Raw genomic sequence first — 13,852 nt, 5'->3', positions numbered from 1 at the left:
ACGGAATACCTTTGGAATTTTTACTATTTCTGTAAGATTTGTGAAATGTTTAATTTCTTAATCTTTAGAACATTAGTTTGTGAATTGTTTTTCACCATATAAGAGATATAAGATTCTTTATAATGGACTTTAATTGCTTAAATTTACTAAAGACATTTTTTAGACTTGGATTTATATTTACTCATATCACTTACATGGTTTAAAAAAACAAACCGCATAAAAAATAAGACAACGAATGCCTTTATTTAAAACCATACAGTGTAACGAAACGACCAAACTTTTAATTTGGGAAATAACAGAATCTTTTGAGGAGTTGTTGAGCAAAGTAGTTTTAAAAGAAAAAACGCAACGCAGGCTAGAGGGAATGAAATCTCAGATGCATCAGCGTGCTTTTTTGAGCGTTCGTATGCTGATTCAGGAAATGGGATTTACAGATAAAGACTTACATTATGATGAATTTGGAAAACCTTATTTTGATTGTCATAATTATATTTCGATTACACATTCGTATCATTTTGCAGCCATTATCATCAGTCATGAAACGGTTGGAATCGATATGGAATTACAACGCGAAAAAATCCTTAAAATAGCGGATAAATTTGTGGAGACCGAATTCGAATATTTAAATCCAAATGTTTCTGAAGAATACATTAAAAAACTTACTGTAATCTGGGGTGCCAAAGAAGCGATTTTTAAAATCAGAAACGAAAAAGGAATCAGTTTTAAAGATCATATTAGGGTTGGAGATTTTTCTTTGGATAAAAATCAGACCCACGCCAGTCTACATTTTGATGATTTGATTAAAGATTTTAATGTGCATTACGAGGAAATCAAATCAGATAATTCAGAACAGAATTTTACTTTGGTTTATGCTTTTGAGAAGTAGATTTAGTCGCAGTTTACAGTCTCAGTAATCAGTGAAATTAAATCTCAGTTGGAGTTTCAGCGATTTTCTTACGGTGTTCAAACATACTCATGTATAAAAAAGTACTCATTTTTCGGGCGCGGCGTTTAAGCGTGTCTGCGTTTTCTCCTTCAAAATGTTCATCGATAGTTTGAAACCAATGATTCAGCCAAATTCCGAATTCGTTTGAAGTAATTTTACCATCAAAATGAGCATCCACTTCGTTGTGTACTTCATGAGGATTGCCTTTGTATTTTTTTACTGCGAATAAATTGGTTTCCCAAAAATCAGTCAGTTTTTCTAAATGCGAATTCCAATCTTTTATAATTGTATTAAAATAAAAGCCGATTTCTTTATCAGCTCTTATTTTAGCATAGAACTGATGTACTAAAAATTCAACATCAGCTCTATTTTCTATTTGTTTTTTCATAGTACAAAACTATTCAGAAATATTAGTAAAACACTTAATATAGTGCTTAAAATAATAAGGTTAAAAATTACTTTATGTTTCATTTGTGCCAGGATTGAAGTGTTGGCAAAAACACAAGCCAATACAATAATTGCCAGTTGAATCATTTGTCCAATAGAGGTTCCATGTGAAAGAATATACATTGCAGCTGCGCCGCCTAAACAGCTTTGACCAATTACAGCCATTGCTGCAGAACCCATGTAATTTTTATTGAAATTTTCGAATGTTGTTTGATATAGTGTCATGATATTGAGATTTTTATACTACAAAGGTACATGCACAATACAACTCCATTTTATGACTTTAATCATAAAACAGGAACTATTTTATCTGTATACTTTCCTGTTTATAATCTTCAAAAGACCTTTTTTTTCCAAAGATTTTATCGTTCTTATTACGGTTTCGACACGCAGGCCGGTTAAATCTCCAATTTGTTGTCTGGTAAAATTAATGAGGTAACCGTTGGTGTCTTTTTTAAAATTAAAATAGACGATTCCGTGATCAATTAATTTTAAAACTCTGTGCTCTGGTTCCTGAGTAGACATTTCAGCCGCCATAACCGATTTGTAATACAATCGCTGTGCTAAATTTTCGATTATTTTAAGACTTATTGACGGGTTTTCTTCCAGCAATTTCAGGAAATTATTTTTGGGAAGAAGAAGAATTTCTGAATCATCAACTGTAATGGCATTTGCCGGATAATTTTGATTCAAAAATAGAGGCGGTTCCCCAAAAGATTGTGCTGCATAAAAAATTCCCTGAATGAATTCGCGGCCATCATCATTATAATTGCTCATTTTTACTTCTCCCGAAATAATTTGATAGTAATGAGTTGGTAAATTTCCTTCTTCAAAAATAATTTCCTTTTTATCGAAAGACTTCTTTACTGCACCATATTTCTCTAACAATTCAGAAGTAATCATACATTCATTTCTTTATTTATCAAAAGTGATTGTACAAATATAATTCATTCAAAATAGTTCTTCTGCATTAAAAAACTTTTACTTTTACGGCCGTTATGAAACAAAAAATATCCAATATACACCAACAGATTTTAGAAGCTAAAAAGAATGGTCAAAAATTACTGGCCATACTTTTAGATCCGGATAAAATTGTATGGGAAAATTTAGATCATTTATTACATAAAATAAATCAATCACCTGCAACACATATTTTTGTGGGAGGAAGCATTGTGCATGCTACAATTTTAGAAGATTTAATTGCGCAATTAAAACAAAATACAAACTTGCCCGTTGTTATATTTCCAGGTGATCCATCCCAAATTTCGGCTCAGGCCGATGCTATTTTGTTTTTGTCTTTATTATCAGGGCGAAATCCGGATTATCTGATTGAATATCAGGTTCAGGCGGCACCAATACTTAAAAAGACTAATTTAGAAGTAATTTCGACTGGTTATATTTTGATAGAAAGCGGCAATGAAACGGCTGTTGCACGTGTGAGCAAAACAAAACCGCTAAATCGTGAAAATCTGGATTTGGTTTTGGCAACTGCGCAGGCCGGGGAAATGCTAGGGAATAAATTGATGTATTTAGAAGCCGGGAGCGGGGCAAAGAATGCAGTACCGTTGAAAATGATACAGTTAATAGCGCAAAATATCGAAATTCCTATAATTGTTGGAGGAGGAATTGTAGATTTGCACGGAATTCAAAAAGCCTACAAAGCTGGCGCCGATTTAGTAGTTATTGGAACTGCTTTTGAAAACGACAGCCATTTTTTTGAATTATAAAACATAACCAAACAACCAACCAAATGATTAATTTTTTTCTTGACAGTTACAAAAATGCTCCTTTATGGCATATTGCTTTAGAGTTTTTAGTTTTTGTATGTGGAATATTAAGTGTTTGGTTTGCTAAAAAGGAGAATATCTGGGTTTATCCAACGGGGTTAATTGCTACCGTAATTTCAGTATATCTTTTATATATTGCAGGTTATATTGGTGATATGATTATCAACGGATATTTCTCCGTAATGAGTATTTATGGCTGGTATGTCTGGGCAAAAGGTGGAACAACGGAAGACAATATGCCAATTACGCGTACAAATAGTAATGAAAAAATAATCGGAATTGTACTGTTTATTGTTACTGTTTGTGTAGTTTTCGGGATCTATAAATATTTTGATTATACGATCAATCCCGACAATTATGTCGATATGATTTCGTCTGGAATATTTTTTGCTGGAATGTGGTACATGGCCAGAAAAAAAATCGAAAACTGGACACTTTGGATTATTGGTGATATTATTGTAGTGCCTCTTTATGCTTATCGTGGCTTAGGGATGTTGTCACTTCAGTATTTAATTTTTACAATTTTAGCTATTTCAGCTTATTTAGAATGGAGAAAAATCTTAGACAGCAAAAAACAAATATCATAAAAATTGCTTTATTTGGTCCTGAAAGTACAGGAAAAACTACTTTAGCAAAACAACTTGCAGATTACTATGAAACCGACTGGGTTCCTGAGTTTGCACGTGACTATTTACAAGAAAAATGGGAAGAGAATCAGCATATTTGTATTGCTGATGATATGCTTCCTATTGCGTATGGCCAGACTGCGCTAGAAAATCAAAAACTTTCTACAGCAAAGAAATATTTGTTTTGCGATACCAATTTAATGGTTACCAAAGTTTTTTCTGAAATGTATTACGGTTTTTGTGATCCGCTCTTAAATCAAGCAGCGCTGGAACATGAATACGATTTGTTTTTTCTGACGGATATTGATGTTCCTTGGGAAAAAGATGATATCAGGGATACGCCTAATGGTCGGGAAACGGTTTTTTCTGTTTTCAAACAAAGTCTGATAGATAGTAATAAACCTTTTATCACGCTTTCCGGAGATAAAGAAAGTCGCCTGATAAAAGCATCTTCAATTATAGACAATTTGGCTATAGCTAAAAATCGTGGTTTTTCTTCAGCGGATTTTGTTTACATATATAATAAAGGAATTCCTTTTGCTACTATTTTAAAGCAACTAGAGATTTTAAAAAACGGAATTACAAAAAGTAATTTAGTAAGTCCGGCGAAAATTAATACCGGAATTCTAAGTTTATCAGAAGCAGAATTCGAAGAAAAAGCGAATTTTTTTGAGTCTCAGAAATCAAATTTGAAAATAAAGAAATTTGTTCCGGCCTCAGGTGCTGCAACAAGAATGTTCAAGTTTTTGCGAACTTTTTTGAACGATTTTGATATTGAAAAAGAAACGATAAATGCCTACATCAATCGAAAAAAAGATAAAGAACTGCCTATTTTTATAGTCGCAATGGAGAAATTTCCATTTTTTAAAGATGTAGATAAAAAATTAAAAATGCTTTATCCTGATTTCGATACTTTAGATAGAGATTATAAAAATTATTATTTTATAAAATTATTATTGTCCTCAGACTATTTTGACTTTGCCAATAAGCCAAAGGCTGTTTTGCCTTTTCATAAATATAAGACACATATTGCAAATCCAATAGAAGAGCATTTGAACGAGTGTGCACATTATGCTTCATCAAATCAGGTTTCCAATCTTCATTTTACTGTAACCGAGGCACATCAAAATTTATTTGAAAATGCAGTTGAAGCTGTTAAGGAAAAAGTAGAAAAGAATTCAGGAGTTAAAACAGCTATTAGTTATTCATATCAAAACAAATCTACAGATTCGATTGCGGTTGATCTTAAAAACAAACTCGTTCGTGACAATAAAAATAATGAACTGGTTTTTAGACCAGGTGGACATGGTGCTTTAATCGAGAATTTAAATGTGCTCGAATCGGATATTATTTTTATCAAAAATATCGATAATGTAATTCAAAATCATATTGAGAAAACTACATTGTATAAAAAAGCATTGGCAGGTGTTTTAATAGAAATTCAGCAAAAAGTTTTTAGTTATCTTAGGATCATTGAAAATCAGGAAATTAAAGAAGATAATATAGATGAAATTATTCTGTTTTTGTCGAACAGGCTTAATGCAAAGTTGACAAATGATTTTAATAAATTCACCTTTGAAAATAAAATTTCTAAGATAAAAGAATTGCTGGATCGACCGATTCGTGTTTGTGGTATGGTTAAAAATGAAGGAGAACCTGGAGGTGGACCATTTTGGGTAATGAATAATAAAGGTGTCGTTTCTTTGCAAATTGTAGAAGCTTCTCAGGTTGATGTAAGTGATAAAAAACAGCATAGTATTTTAAAAGAAGCAACACATTTTAATCCGGTTGATTTAGTGTGCGGAATTAGAGATTATAAAAATAATAAGTTTGATTTAATGCAATTTACAGATCAAAATGCAGGGTTTATTGTAGAAAAAAACTTTGAAGGAAAAACGGTTAAAAGTTATGAATTGCCTGGATTATGGAATGGTGCAATGGCCAATTGGCTTACCGTTTTTGTGGCGGTTCCATTGATCACTTTTAATCCGGTGAAAACGGTAAATGACTTATTAAAAGCAGCACATCAACCGCAATAATGGATGCCGAAAAAATCATATCTGAATTAAGTTTTAAGGCTGTTCGCAGCAGTGGCGCCGGTGGACAAAATGTAAATAAAGTGTCTTCAAAAGTAGTGTTGACTTTTGATTTGAATGCTTCTCAGGCTTTATCTGAAGAAGAAAAATCACTTTTGGTGATGAATATTGCACCGCGCTTAACTACCGAAAACATTCTGATTTTAAATTGTGACGAAGACCGCAGCCAGCTTAAAAACAGGGATATTGTTGTAAAACGTTTTTTAGAAATCATTAAAAAAGGATTGTTTGTTCCGAAGGTTCGAAAAGTAACTAAGATTCCGAAATCTGTAATCAAAAAACGAATTAAAGACAAAAAAAATATCTCTGAAATAAAACAATCCCGCAAGAAACCAAACATAGATTAAATCCCAATTTATAAATTCCAAATTCCAAACAAAGCTTACTTTATGTAGTTTTTAATTGGAATTTGGAATTTTAGTTTTTGGAATTTTATTCAATCTATGAGTTTTTTGGAATTTGGAATTTAATTTTTGGAATTTGTTTTTTAACACTACATTTGCACTGTCTCAAAGGGGTGCTCTAAATAACGAGCTGAGATCATACCCAAAGAACCTGAGCGAGTAATGTTGCTAAGGGAAAAAATGACAATTGTTAGCGTGCACACTATATCTTGTCGTAAGAAACACATTTATTAATTTAACAAAAAGAATAATTCCCCCTTTTATTCGTAATTTTTTTACGGATGAAAACTTCTCTTAAAGGTACAAAGGTACAAAGGTACAAAGGTTCAAAGCTGAACCAAAAGTCTATTCTCTTTACTCTATTTTCTTTACTCTTTACTCTATTCTCTATTGCTCAGGAACAAGATTCTACCAAAGTAAATTCTCTTGATGAGGTGTTGGTTTCAGCAGTTCGTGTTACTACAAAAACGCCGGTTACATTTAGTAATTTGGATAAAAAAGATATTAAATACAGAAACCTGGGTCAGGATATTCCAATTTTAATGAATTATCTGCCATCTGTCGTGACAACTTCTGATGCAGGAAACGGAATGGGTTACACCGGAATTCGCGTCCGCGGAAGCGATGCAACACGTGTTAACGTGACTATAAACGGAATTCCATACAATGATGCTGAAAGTCAGGGAACATTTTGGGTAAATATGCCCGATTTTGCTTCTTCTGTAGAGAGTCTGCAATTACAGCGTGGTGTCGGAACATCAACAAACGGTTCTGCTGCTTTTGGCGCCAGTTTAAATATGCTGACAGATAATTATGCTTCAAAAGCAAATGGTGAAATTTCAAGTTCTTATGGAAGTTTCAATTCTCAAAAAAATACAGTAAAATTCAGTACAGGTTTATTAAATGATCATTTTGAATTAGCCGGACGTTTGTCCAGAATTAAATCAGATGGTTATGTAGACAGGGCGAGTTCAGATTTGAAATCTTATTTTTTACAGGGAACTTATGTTGGTAAAACTACTTTAATTAAAGCATTAGTTTTTGGAGGAACAGAAAAAACATACCAATCATGGAATGGGATTGATGCTGAAACCCTAAATTCAAATCGTACTTTCAATTCTGCCGGAATGTATACAGACGAATCTGGAAATGTTCGTTTTTACGATAATGAAACTGATAACTATCAGCAGGATCATTATCAATTGCATTGGAGTGAGGCTTTGTCTGATAAATGGAGCTCAAACTTGGCGGTTCATTATACTAAAGGAAAAGGATATTACGAAAACTACAAGGAAGATGCTGAAATGGCCGACTATAGTTTACTGCCAGTTGGAGTAATAACAACAACCGATTTAGTACGTCAAAAATGGTTGGATAATGATTTCTACGGAACAACATTTTCTGTCAAATATAAGGATGAAAAACTTGATGTTATTTTTGGCGGAGGCTGGAACAAATATGAAGGAGGTCATTTTGGGAAAGTGATTTGGGCGAGATATGCTTCTCAATCAGAATTGGGAGATCATTATTACGATGATTTTTCGACTAAAACGGATGGAAATATTTTTGCGAAAGCCAATTATCAATTTACAGAAAAATTAAGCTTTTATGGCGATTTGCAATATAGAAATGTAAAATACAAAGCCAATAGTGCAGAAACTGGTTTAGTTGATGACAATTTCAATTTCTTTAATCCGAAAGCGGGTTTAAATTACGAAATCAATCAAAAAAACACGCTTTATTTTTCATACGCAAGAGCGAATCGTGAGCCAAACAGAACGGATTACGAAGGCGGAAATGTAAAACCGGAAAAACTAAATGATTTTGAATTAGGCTGGAGATTTAATTCAGAGAAATTTCAACTGAATTCGAATTTCTATTATATGGCTTACAAAGATCAGTTGATCTTAACCGGAACATTAGATGATGTTGGAGCTCCAATTCGTTCAAATACGGATAAAAGTTACCGTTTAGGATTTGAAGTCGATGCAACGATTAAATTATCAGAGAAATTTATGCTTCGACCAAACTTTACTTTAAGCAGTAATAAAAATGTTGATCTGGCTGTTGAAGGTCAGAATTACGGAACGACTAAAATTGCCTATTCACCAGAAGTAATTGCAGGAAATATTATTGTTTATAGCCCACTTGAAAGTTTGCATATTTCATTATTACAGAAATATGTTGGTGAGCAATACATGAATAATATCGAATTGCCATCAGCAAAACTGGCTGATTACTTTGTAAACGATTTGAATGTATCTTATGAAATTAAGCCAAAATCTGTTTTTAAATCGATAATGATTACAGGTTTGGTAAATAATATTTTAGATAAAAAATATGTTTCTAATGGGGCAATGTGGGATATTTATCCTTATTATTATCCACAGGCAGGAATCAATTTCTTAGCCGGACTAACTTTGAAATTCTAAAATATCCTAAAAACAAAAAAGCCTGAAAATTAACTTTCAGGCTTTTTTGTTTTTAATTATAAACGTGAATCAGTGTTCCTGTAACTTCTACTTTGTATTGTTTCAGCGGATATTCCTTACCTCCAAGTCCGGTAAATAAACTGTATGCAGTTTTATCGCAAGAGCAAACGGCATTAATACCATCAATGGTCATAGCTGTGCAGGAATTTAAAGCCTGATTTGGGCACGCAGCATCAAAAGCGTTGTATCCGCTTCCAGCGTTAAAAATGATAACCCCTTTTGCTCCAAAATTCGGAACAATAACACCATTGCTTACAAATTTAAGATTTGAATATGCCGGGAGATTCATATCTACCGATAAATTGACAGAGTAATTAGGTATGTTTGGATTATTATTGCTTCTTTCATTGCCACTACAAGAGAAAAGAACAGAAACAAATACGATTAAGAGCCAGAATTTTTCCATTATTTTAATAAGAATTAGTTAAACAAAAATAAATTATTTAGTTTTGATTTTTATATGATTAACATATAATTATGTACTATTAAAAATAATAGTATATTTGTAATACAAAATCCCGTCCCGATGGGATTTTTTGTATTTATATAAACGATGAAGTTATGAGTAATGTATCTTATTATACAGCAGAAGGATTAAAAAAATTAAAAGAGGAGTTGGAGCATTTAAAAAGTGTAATGCGTCCTAAGGCATCTCAAGATATAGCAGAAGCAAGAGATAAAGGTGATTTATCTGAAAATGCCGAATATGATGCAGCAAAAGAAGCGCAGGGCTTATTAGAAATGAGAATTGCTAAACTGGAAGAAGTGTATTCTAACGCCAGATTAATAGACGAATCACAATTGGATGTTTCGAAAGCATTGGTGCTTTCTAATGTAAAAATTAAGAACCAAAGCAACGGAATGGAAATGAAATATACACTTGTTGCTGAAAGTGAAGCCGACCTTAAAACTGGAAAAATCTCAGTAACATCTCCTATTGGAAAAGGTTTACTTGGAAAATCTGTTGGGGAAGTTGCCGAAATTACGGTTCCAAACGGAGTTCTGAAATTTGAAATTCTTGAAATTTCCAGAGATTAAATTTTTTAGTTTAACTGTTTAATCGTTCAATCGGTTAAACGATTAACCAAATAAATGATTACACAATGAGCTTATTCACGAAAATAGTAAACGGAGAAATTCCTTCTTATAAAATTGCCGAAAACGATAATTATTTGGCTTTTTTAGATGTAAATCCAAATGCAAAAGGGCACACGCTTTGTATTCCAAAACAAGAAATCGACAAGATTTTTGATATGGATGATGAATTGTATTTAGGGCTAATGAAGTTTTCTAAGAAAGTTGCAATTGCTTTAGAAAAAACCGTTCCTTGCAAAAGAGTTGGTATGGCAGTTGTTGGTTTAGAAGTTCCTCACGCACACGTTCATTTGATTCCTTTAAATCATATGGATGAGATGCGTTTTCAAAATAAAGTCTCACTTTCTAAAGAAGAATTTGAAGCTTTGGCTAAAAGCATTCAGGCGAATTTGTAAAAATATAATGTCAGACTGAGCGAAGTCGAAGTCCCGCTTTATCAAAAGGTTTCGACTTCGCTCAACCTGACAAAAATAAAAAAGAGCAGTAAATTTTTACTGCTCTTTTTTATTTAGTAAAATCTGAAATGTAGTTCCTTTTCCAATCTCAGAATGCAAAACTTTTATTTTGCCACGGTGATATTCTTCTACAATTCTTTTGGTTAAAGAAAGCCCTAATCCCCAACCGCGTTTTTTAGTTGTAAAGCCAGGTTCAAAAATGGTTTTGAATTGCTTTTTTAAAATTCCCGTTCCTGAATCTTTGATATTTATTTTAACATGATGCGCATCTTGTTCAATTTGAAGATCTAAAGTTCCTTTTCCTTTCATAGCATCAATGGCATTTTTAACAAGATTCTCAATCGTCCAGCTATGAAGCGTTGGATTTATCATGGCTAAAACAGGTTCCTTTGGAGCGTCATAAGAAAAAGTGACTTGTTTTGAAAATCGTGATTGCAGATATTCATAACTACTTAAAGTTTCAGAAACGATATCATGAACTTCTAAAGCAGGAATAGAACCAATTTTAGAAAAACGATCTGTAATGGTTTGCAATCGGTCAATATCTTTTTCAATTTCCACCGTTATGGATGGATCAATTTCTTCTGTTCTTAAAATTTCAACCCAGCCTATTAAGGAAGAAAGAGGCGTACCAATTTGATGAGCCGTTTCTTTTGCCATACCTGCCCATAGCTTATTTTGCGTAGCCATTTTGGTGCTTTTGTAAAAATTGTAAATCAATGCACCAAACAAAAAGATAATCAGTAGTAAAGCAATCGGATAATATTTGAGTTTATTGATTAACTCAGAGTTTCCATAATATAATTTCTGAAATTTCCCCGGAGCATATTCAATAACAATCGGATCATTTTCTCGCTTTAAATTTTTTAAATAGGACAGTGATTTTTCCTCGTCTTCCATTATTTTTTCCGGCACATTGACAGAGCTGATAATCTTATCGCCATACATCGTTAGCATTACCGGAACTGAGTGATTGTTGTTTAAAATTTCAAGTGGTAAATCTAAGTCTGTGTTTTCATCAGCATTAACTAAAGCCTTCTGTGCATTAGCTAAAAGATTCATTTTTAACCTTTCTTCGTTTTTGAAAACCTGAAAAAAGATATAGGTATTCCAAAGAATCAGAGAAATGATTAAAAAGGAAATGGAAATGATAATCCAGCGGGTAGTATTTCTTCTTTCGGAAAAAGACATAGGTATTTTTTTGAGGTATAAATATAACGAAATAAACACATTTTATATTTTGTTATTTGCTAAAGATTTTTGTTTTTATGTCCTAAAGTATTTCTTTGGATTAAACGATTTCTCTACTTTTGCAGATACCGAAATGAGATTCGGTTAAAAAGAAAAAATATGATTAGCATTAATCCAAAAGAGATTCCAACGGCAAAATTACATGGTTATCTGCAAAGTGCTGTAGGGCCAAGACCAATTGCTTTTGCCAGTACAATAAGCGCAAAAGGAATTCCGAATTTGTCACCCTTTAGTTTCTTTAATGTATTTAGTGCCAATCCCCCAATATTGGTTTTTTCGCCGGCACGACGTGTACGTGACAATACGGTGAAACATACGTTGATTAATGTTGAGGCAACTCGTGAAGTTGTTATAAATGTGGTTAATTATGATTTAGTACAGCAAACTTCATTGGCAAGTACAGAATATGGAGAAGGTGTAAATGAGTTTATAAAGGCAGGATTAACACAGATTCCGTCGGATTTGGTAAAACCATATCGTGTAAAAGAGTCTCCGGTGCAGTTTGAGTGCAAAGTCACGCAGATTATTCCTTTAGGAACAGAAGGTGGAGCTGGAAATCTGATACTTTGTGAAGTGGTGAAAATGCATATTCATGAAGCTGTTTTAGATGAAAATGGAGCTATCGATCAACATAAAATTGATTTGGTTTCAAGACTTGGAAATAATTGGTACTCAAGATCGAACCAGGGACTTTTTGAAGTGCCAAAACCGCTAACGACTTTAGGGGTTGGAGTAGATGTAATTCCTAATTTCATCAAAGAAAGCTCAGTCTTTAACGGAAATGATCTCGGAAAATTAGGCAATATAGAAGCCTTGCCTACAACGGAAGAAGTTAGTATATTTGTGAAAGAAAATTTTTCAGTGAAAGGAGTTTTAAGCTCAGATGATCAGGAAAAGATTCATTTAGAAGCCAAAAAATATCTCAATAAAGATGATATTGCATCGGCCTGGAAAGTGCTTTTAGCCAAAAAATAAGAATAGAAACAATAATTAATATAGACGAAGATGGAAGTTACAGGAAAAGTAAAAGTGGTTAACCCAGAGCAACAAGTTAGTGCTGCATTCAAAAAAAGAGAATTGGTTGTTACTACAGACGAGCAATATCCTCAACACATTTTGATTGAATTTACTCAGGATAAATGTGATTTATTGAGCAGCTACAAACAAGGTGAAGCGGTAAAAGTTTCTATCAATTTAAGAGGAAGAGAATGGGTTAATCCACAAGGAGAAACTAGATATTTTAATAGTATTCAAGGTTGGAGAATCGAAAGATTAGCACCAGAAGGTCCTGGACAAACGCCTCCAATGCCAGCTGCAGAAGCTTTTGCTCCGGCAACAAACTTAAACGAAGACGAACCAGACGATTTGCCTTTCTAAAAGTTTAAATTCCAAAATATAAATTCCAAATTCCAAATCATTCTGTGTATTGGGATTTGGAATTTTTTATATTGATCTCATTTTTGTCATTTCGACCGAAGGGAGAAATCACACAAGTAATTCCGCAAACAAAATCGCCAAACTTTGTAGAGTTTCGAGTGTGATTTCTCCCTTCGGTCGAAATGACAAGATTGTGAAAATTGGAAATTGGAATTTAAAAATTGTTTATTTTTAAAGATGTATTATTTATCTCAAGAACTTTTCTTTCCTCCCGTTTCAGAAGCCGATGAAGATGGCATTCTGGCAATTGGTGGGGATTTAAATACAGAAAGATTAAAGCTGGCTTACAAAAACGGAATTTTCCCTTGGTTTAATGAAGGAGAACCTATTTTGTGGTGGTCGCCAGATCCCAGAATGGTTTTGTTTTTGGATGAATTAATTGTGTCTAAAAGCATGCGTAATATTTTGAATAGAAATCAGTTTAAAGTTACCTTTAATCAAAATTTTACAGCTGTAATTTTGAATTGCCAAAAAATAAAACGCGATGGTCAGGACGGAACCTGGATTTCAAACGAAATGATCGAAGCCTATTGTAAACTGCACAATCAGGGAGTTGCAAAATCTGTTGAGGTTTGGCAGGATGAGGTTTTAGTTGGCGGTTTATACGGAATTGATTTGGGTGATATTTTTTGCGGAGAAAGTATGTTTTCAAAAGTTTCTAATGCCTCAAAAGTTGCTTTTATCGCTTTGGTAAATAAATTAGAAAAAGAAAATTATAAGTTATTAGATTGTCAGGTTTATAATCCGCATTTAGAGAGTTTAGGCTGTCGCGAAATCGATCGTGATGAATTTATAGCTATTTTAAAAAGTAAGTAA

Annotated in this window: 16 protein-coding genes; 11 read left to right on the top strand and 5 right to left on the bottom strand. The window is 33.1% G+C overall.

The features are described from left to right. Nucleotides 1-235: 235 nt before the first annotated feature. A complete protein-coding gene (locus IHE43_RS23095; protein WP_192186056.1) occupies nt 236-886 on the top strand; it encodes a 4'-phosphopantetheinyl transferase superfamily protein in 651 nt (216 codons plus the stop codon). A gap of 37 nt (nt 887-923) precedes the next feature. Here IHE43_RS23095 and IHE43_RS23090 read toward each other — a convergent pair whose 3' ends face one another. The 3 genes from IHE43_RS23090 to IHE43_RS23080 form a co-directional block, all read right to left on the bottom strand. Then, on the bottom strand, nt 924-1,334 hold the full coding sequence (locus IHE43_RS23090; RefSeq protein WP_192186055.1) for a group III truncated hemoglobin: 411 nt from the start codon (nt 1,332-1,334) through the stop codon (nt 924-926). Next, on the bottom strand, nt 1,331-1,618 hold the full coding sequence (locus IHE43_RS23085; protein ID WP_192186054.1) for a hypothetical protein: 288 nt from the start codon (nt 1,616-1,618) through the stop codon (nt 1,331-1,333). Before IHE43_RS23085 ends, IHE43_RS23090 begins: the two co-directional genes overlap by 4 nt. Nucleotides 1,619-1,699: 81 nt before the next feature. Continuing rightward, nucleotides 1,700-2,296, bottom strand: coding sequence for a Crp/Fnr family transcriptional regulator (locus tag IHE43_RS23080; protein WP_192186053.1), 597 nt, complete (start codon nt 2,294-2,296; stop codon nt 1,700-1,702). 95 nt (nt 2,297-2,391) lie between these two features. Between IHE43_RS23080 and IHE43_RS23075 the strand changes: the two genes are divergently transcribed. The 5 genes from IHE43_RS23075 (at nt 2,392) to IHE43_RS23055 (ending at nt 8,738) form a co-directional block, all read left to right on the top strand. Beyond that, complete coding sequence (locus IHE43_RS23075) at nt 2,392-3,120, top strand: geranylgeranylglyceryl/heptaprenylglyceryl phosphate synthase (RefSeq protein ID WP_192186052.1); 729 nt, start codon at nt 2,392-2,394, stop codon at nt 3,118-3,120. Between the two features lie 23 nt (nt 3,121-3,143). Beyond that, nucleotides 3,144-3,767 carry a nicotinamide riboside transporter PnuC gene (gene pnuC / locus IHE43_RS23070; RefSeq protein ID WP_192186051.1) on the top strand — a complete coding sequence of 208 codons (624 nt, stop codon included), beginning with the start codon at nt 3,144-3,146 and terminating at the stop codon, nt 3,765-3,767. Continuing rightward, nucleotides 3,728-5,845: a DUF4301 family protein gene (locus tag IHE43_RS23065; RefSeq protein WP_192186050.1), complete on the top strand. Its 2,118-nt coding sequence runs from the start codon at nt 3,728-3,730 to the stop codon at nt 5,843-5,845. Before pnuC ends, IHE43_RS23065 begins: the two co-directional genes overlap by 40 nt. Next, on the top strand, nt 5,845-6,249 hold the full coding sequence (arfB, locus tag IHE43_RS23060; protein WP_192186049.1) for an alternative ribosome rescue aminoacyl-tRNA hydrolase ArfB: 405 nt from the start codon (nt 5,845-5,847) through the stop codon (nt 6,247-6,249). Before IHE43_RS23065 ends, arfB begins: the two co-directional genes overlap by 1 nt. A gap of 338 nt (nt 6,250-6,587) precedes the next feature. Next, the gene (locus IHE43_RS23055) at nt 6,588-8,738 is read left to right on the top strand and encodes a TonB-dependent receptor (RefSeq protein ID WP_192186048.1); all 2,151 of its coding nucleotides are present in this window, start codon (nt 6,588-6,590) and stop codon (nt 8,736-8,738) included. 52 nt (nt 8,739-8,790) lie between these two features. Here IHE43_RS23055 and IHE43_RS23050 read toward each other — a convergent pair whose 3' ends face one another. After that, on the bottom strand, nt 8,791-9,204 hold the full coding sequence (locus IHE43_RS23050; RefSeq protein ID WP_192186047.1) for a hypothetical protein: 414 nt from the start codon (nt 9,202-9,204) through the stop codon (nt 8,791-8,793). A 155-nt stretch (nt 9,205-9,359) separates the two neighbouring features. Here IHE43_RS23050 and greA point away from each other — a divergent pair, with 155 nt between their 5' ends. Then, nucleotides 9,360-9,836, top strand: a complete 477-nt coding sequence (gene greA, locus IHE43_RS23045) for a transcription elongation factor GreA (protein WP_192186046.1) — start codon at nt 9,360-9,362, stop codon at nt 9,834-9,836. 65 nt (nt 9,837-9,901) lie between these two features. After that, a complete protein-coding gene (locus IHE43_RS23040; RefSeq protein ID WP_192186045.1) occupies nt 9,902-10,288 on the top strand; it encodes an HIT family protein in 387 nt (128 codons plus the stop codon). Between the two features lie 96 nt (nt 10,289-10,384). Here IHE43_RS23040 and IHE43_RS23035 read toward each other — a convergent pair whose 3' ends face one another. Then, nucleotides 10,385-11,539, bottom strand: coding sequence for a PAS domain-containing sensor histidine kinase (locus tag IHE43_RS23035; protein ID WP_192186044.1), 1,155 nt, complete (start codon nt 11,537-11,539; stop codon nt 10,385-10,387). A 159-nt stretch (nt 11,540-11,698) separates the two neighbouring features. Here IHE43_RS23035 and IHE43_RS23030 point away from each other — a divergent pair, with 159 nt between their 5' ends. The 3 genes from IHE43_RS23030 to aat all read left to right on the top strand — a co-directional run bounded on the left by IHE43_RS23030 (nt 11,699) and on the right by aat (nt 13,852). Continuing rightward, nucleotides 11,699-12,574 (top strand): flavin reductase family protein, encoded by an 876-nt coding sequence (locus tag IHE43_RS23030; protein WP_192186043.1) that lies wholly within the window; start codon nt 11,699-11,701, stop codon nt 12,572-12,574. A 30-nt stretch (nt 12,575-12,604) separates the two neighbouring features. Next, on the top strand, nt 12,605-12,976 hold the full coding sequence (locus IHE43_RS23025) for a DUF3127 domain-containing protein (protein WP_017497965.1): 372 nt from the start codon (nt 12,605-12,607) through the stop codon (nt 12,974-12,976). A 237-nt stretch (nt 12,977-13,213) separates the two neighbouring features. Next, on the top strand, nt 13,214-13,852 hold the full coding sequence (aat, locus tag IHE43_RS23020; protein ID WP_192186042.1) for a leucyl/phenylalanyl-tRNA--protein transferase: 639 nt from the start codon (nt 13,214-13,216) through the stop codon (nt 13,850-13,852).

The organism is Flavobacterium sp. MDT1-60 (assembly GCF_014844035.1).
Taxonomy (GTDB): domain Bacteria; phylum Bacteroidota; class Bacteroidia; order Flavobacteriales; family Flavobacteriaceae; genus Flavobacterium.
Note: the sequence above shows the minus strand (reverse complement) of the source record. Positions and strands in the feature narration are given on the sequence as shown.

Coding starts and splice junctions, on each gene's coding strand:
- IHE43_RS23095 (WP_192186056.1), top strand. CDS start 236: ATGCCTTTATTTAAAACCATACAGTGTAACGAAACGACCAAACTTTTA.
- IHE43_RS23090 (WP_192186055.1), bottom strand. CDS start 1,334: ATGAAAAAACAAATAGAAAATAGAGCTGATGTTGAATTTTTAGTACAT.
- IHE43_RS23085 (WP_192186054.1), bottom strand. CDS start 1,618: ATGACACTATATCAAACAACATTCGAAAATTTCAATAAAAATTACATG.
- IHE43_RS23080 (WP_192186053.1), bottom strand. CDS start 2,296: ATGATTACTTCTGAATTGTTAGAGAAATATGGTGCAGTAAAGAAGTCT.
- IHE43_RS23075 (WP_192186052.1), top strand. CDS start 2,392: ATGAAACAAAAAATATCCAATATACACCAACAGATTTTAGAAGCTAAA.
- pnuC (WP_192186051.1), top strand. CDS start 3,144: ATGATTAATTTTTTTCTTGACAGTTACAAAAATGCTCCTTTATGGCAT.
- IHE43_RS23065 (WP_192186050.1), top strand. CDS start 3,728: ATGGAGAAAAATCTTAGACAGCAAAAAACAAATATCATAAAAATTGCT.
- arfB (WP_192186049.1), top strand. CDS start 5,845: ATGGATGCCGAAAAAATCATATCTGAATTAAGTTTTAAGGCTGTTCGC.
- IHE43_RS23055 (WP_192186048.1), top strand. CDS start 6,588: ATGAAAACTTCTCTTAAAGGTACAAAGGTACAAAGGTACAAAGGTTCA.
- IHE43_RS23050 (WP_192186047.1), bottom strand. CDS start 9,204: ATGGAAAAATTCTGGCTCTTAATCGTATTTGTTTCTGTTCTTTTCTCT.
- greA (WP_192186046.1), top strand. CDS start 9,360: ATGAGTAATGTATCTTATTATACAGCAGAAGGATTAAAAAAATTAAAA.
- IHE43_RS23040 (WP_192186045.1), top strand. CDS start 9,902: ATGAGCTTATTCACGAAAATAGTAAACGGAGAAATTCCTTCTTATAAA.
- IHE43_RS23035 (WP_192186044.1), bottom strand. CDS start 11,539: ATGTCTTTTTCCGAAAGAAGAAATACTACCCGCTGGATTATCATTTCC.
- IHE43_RS23030 (WP_192186043.1), top strand. CDS start 11,699: ATGATTAGCATTAATCCAAAAGAGATTCCAACGGCAAAATTACATGGT.
- IHE43_RS23025 (WP_017497965.1), top strand. CDS start 12,605: ATGGAAGTTACAGGAAAAGTAAAAGTGGTTAACCCAGAGCAACAAGTT.
- aat (WP_192186042.1), top strand. CDS start 13,214: ATGTATTATTTATCTCAAGAACTTTTCTTTCCTCCCGTTTCAGAAGCC.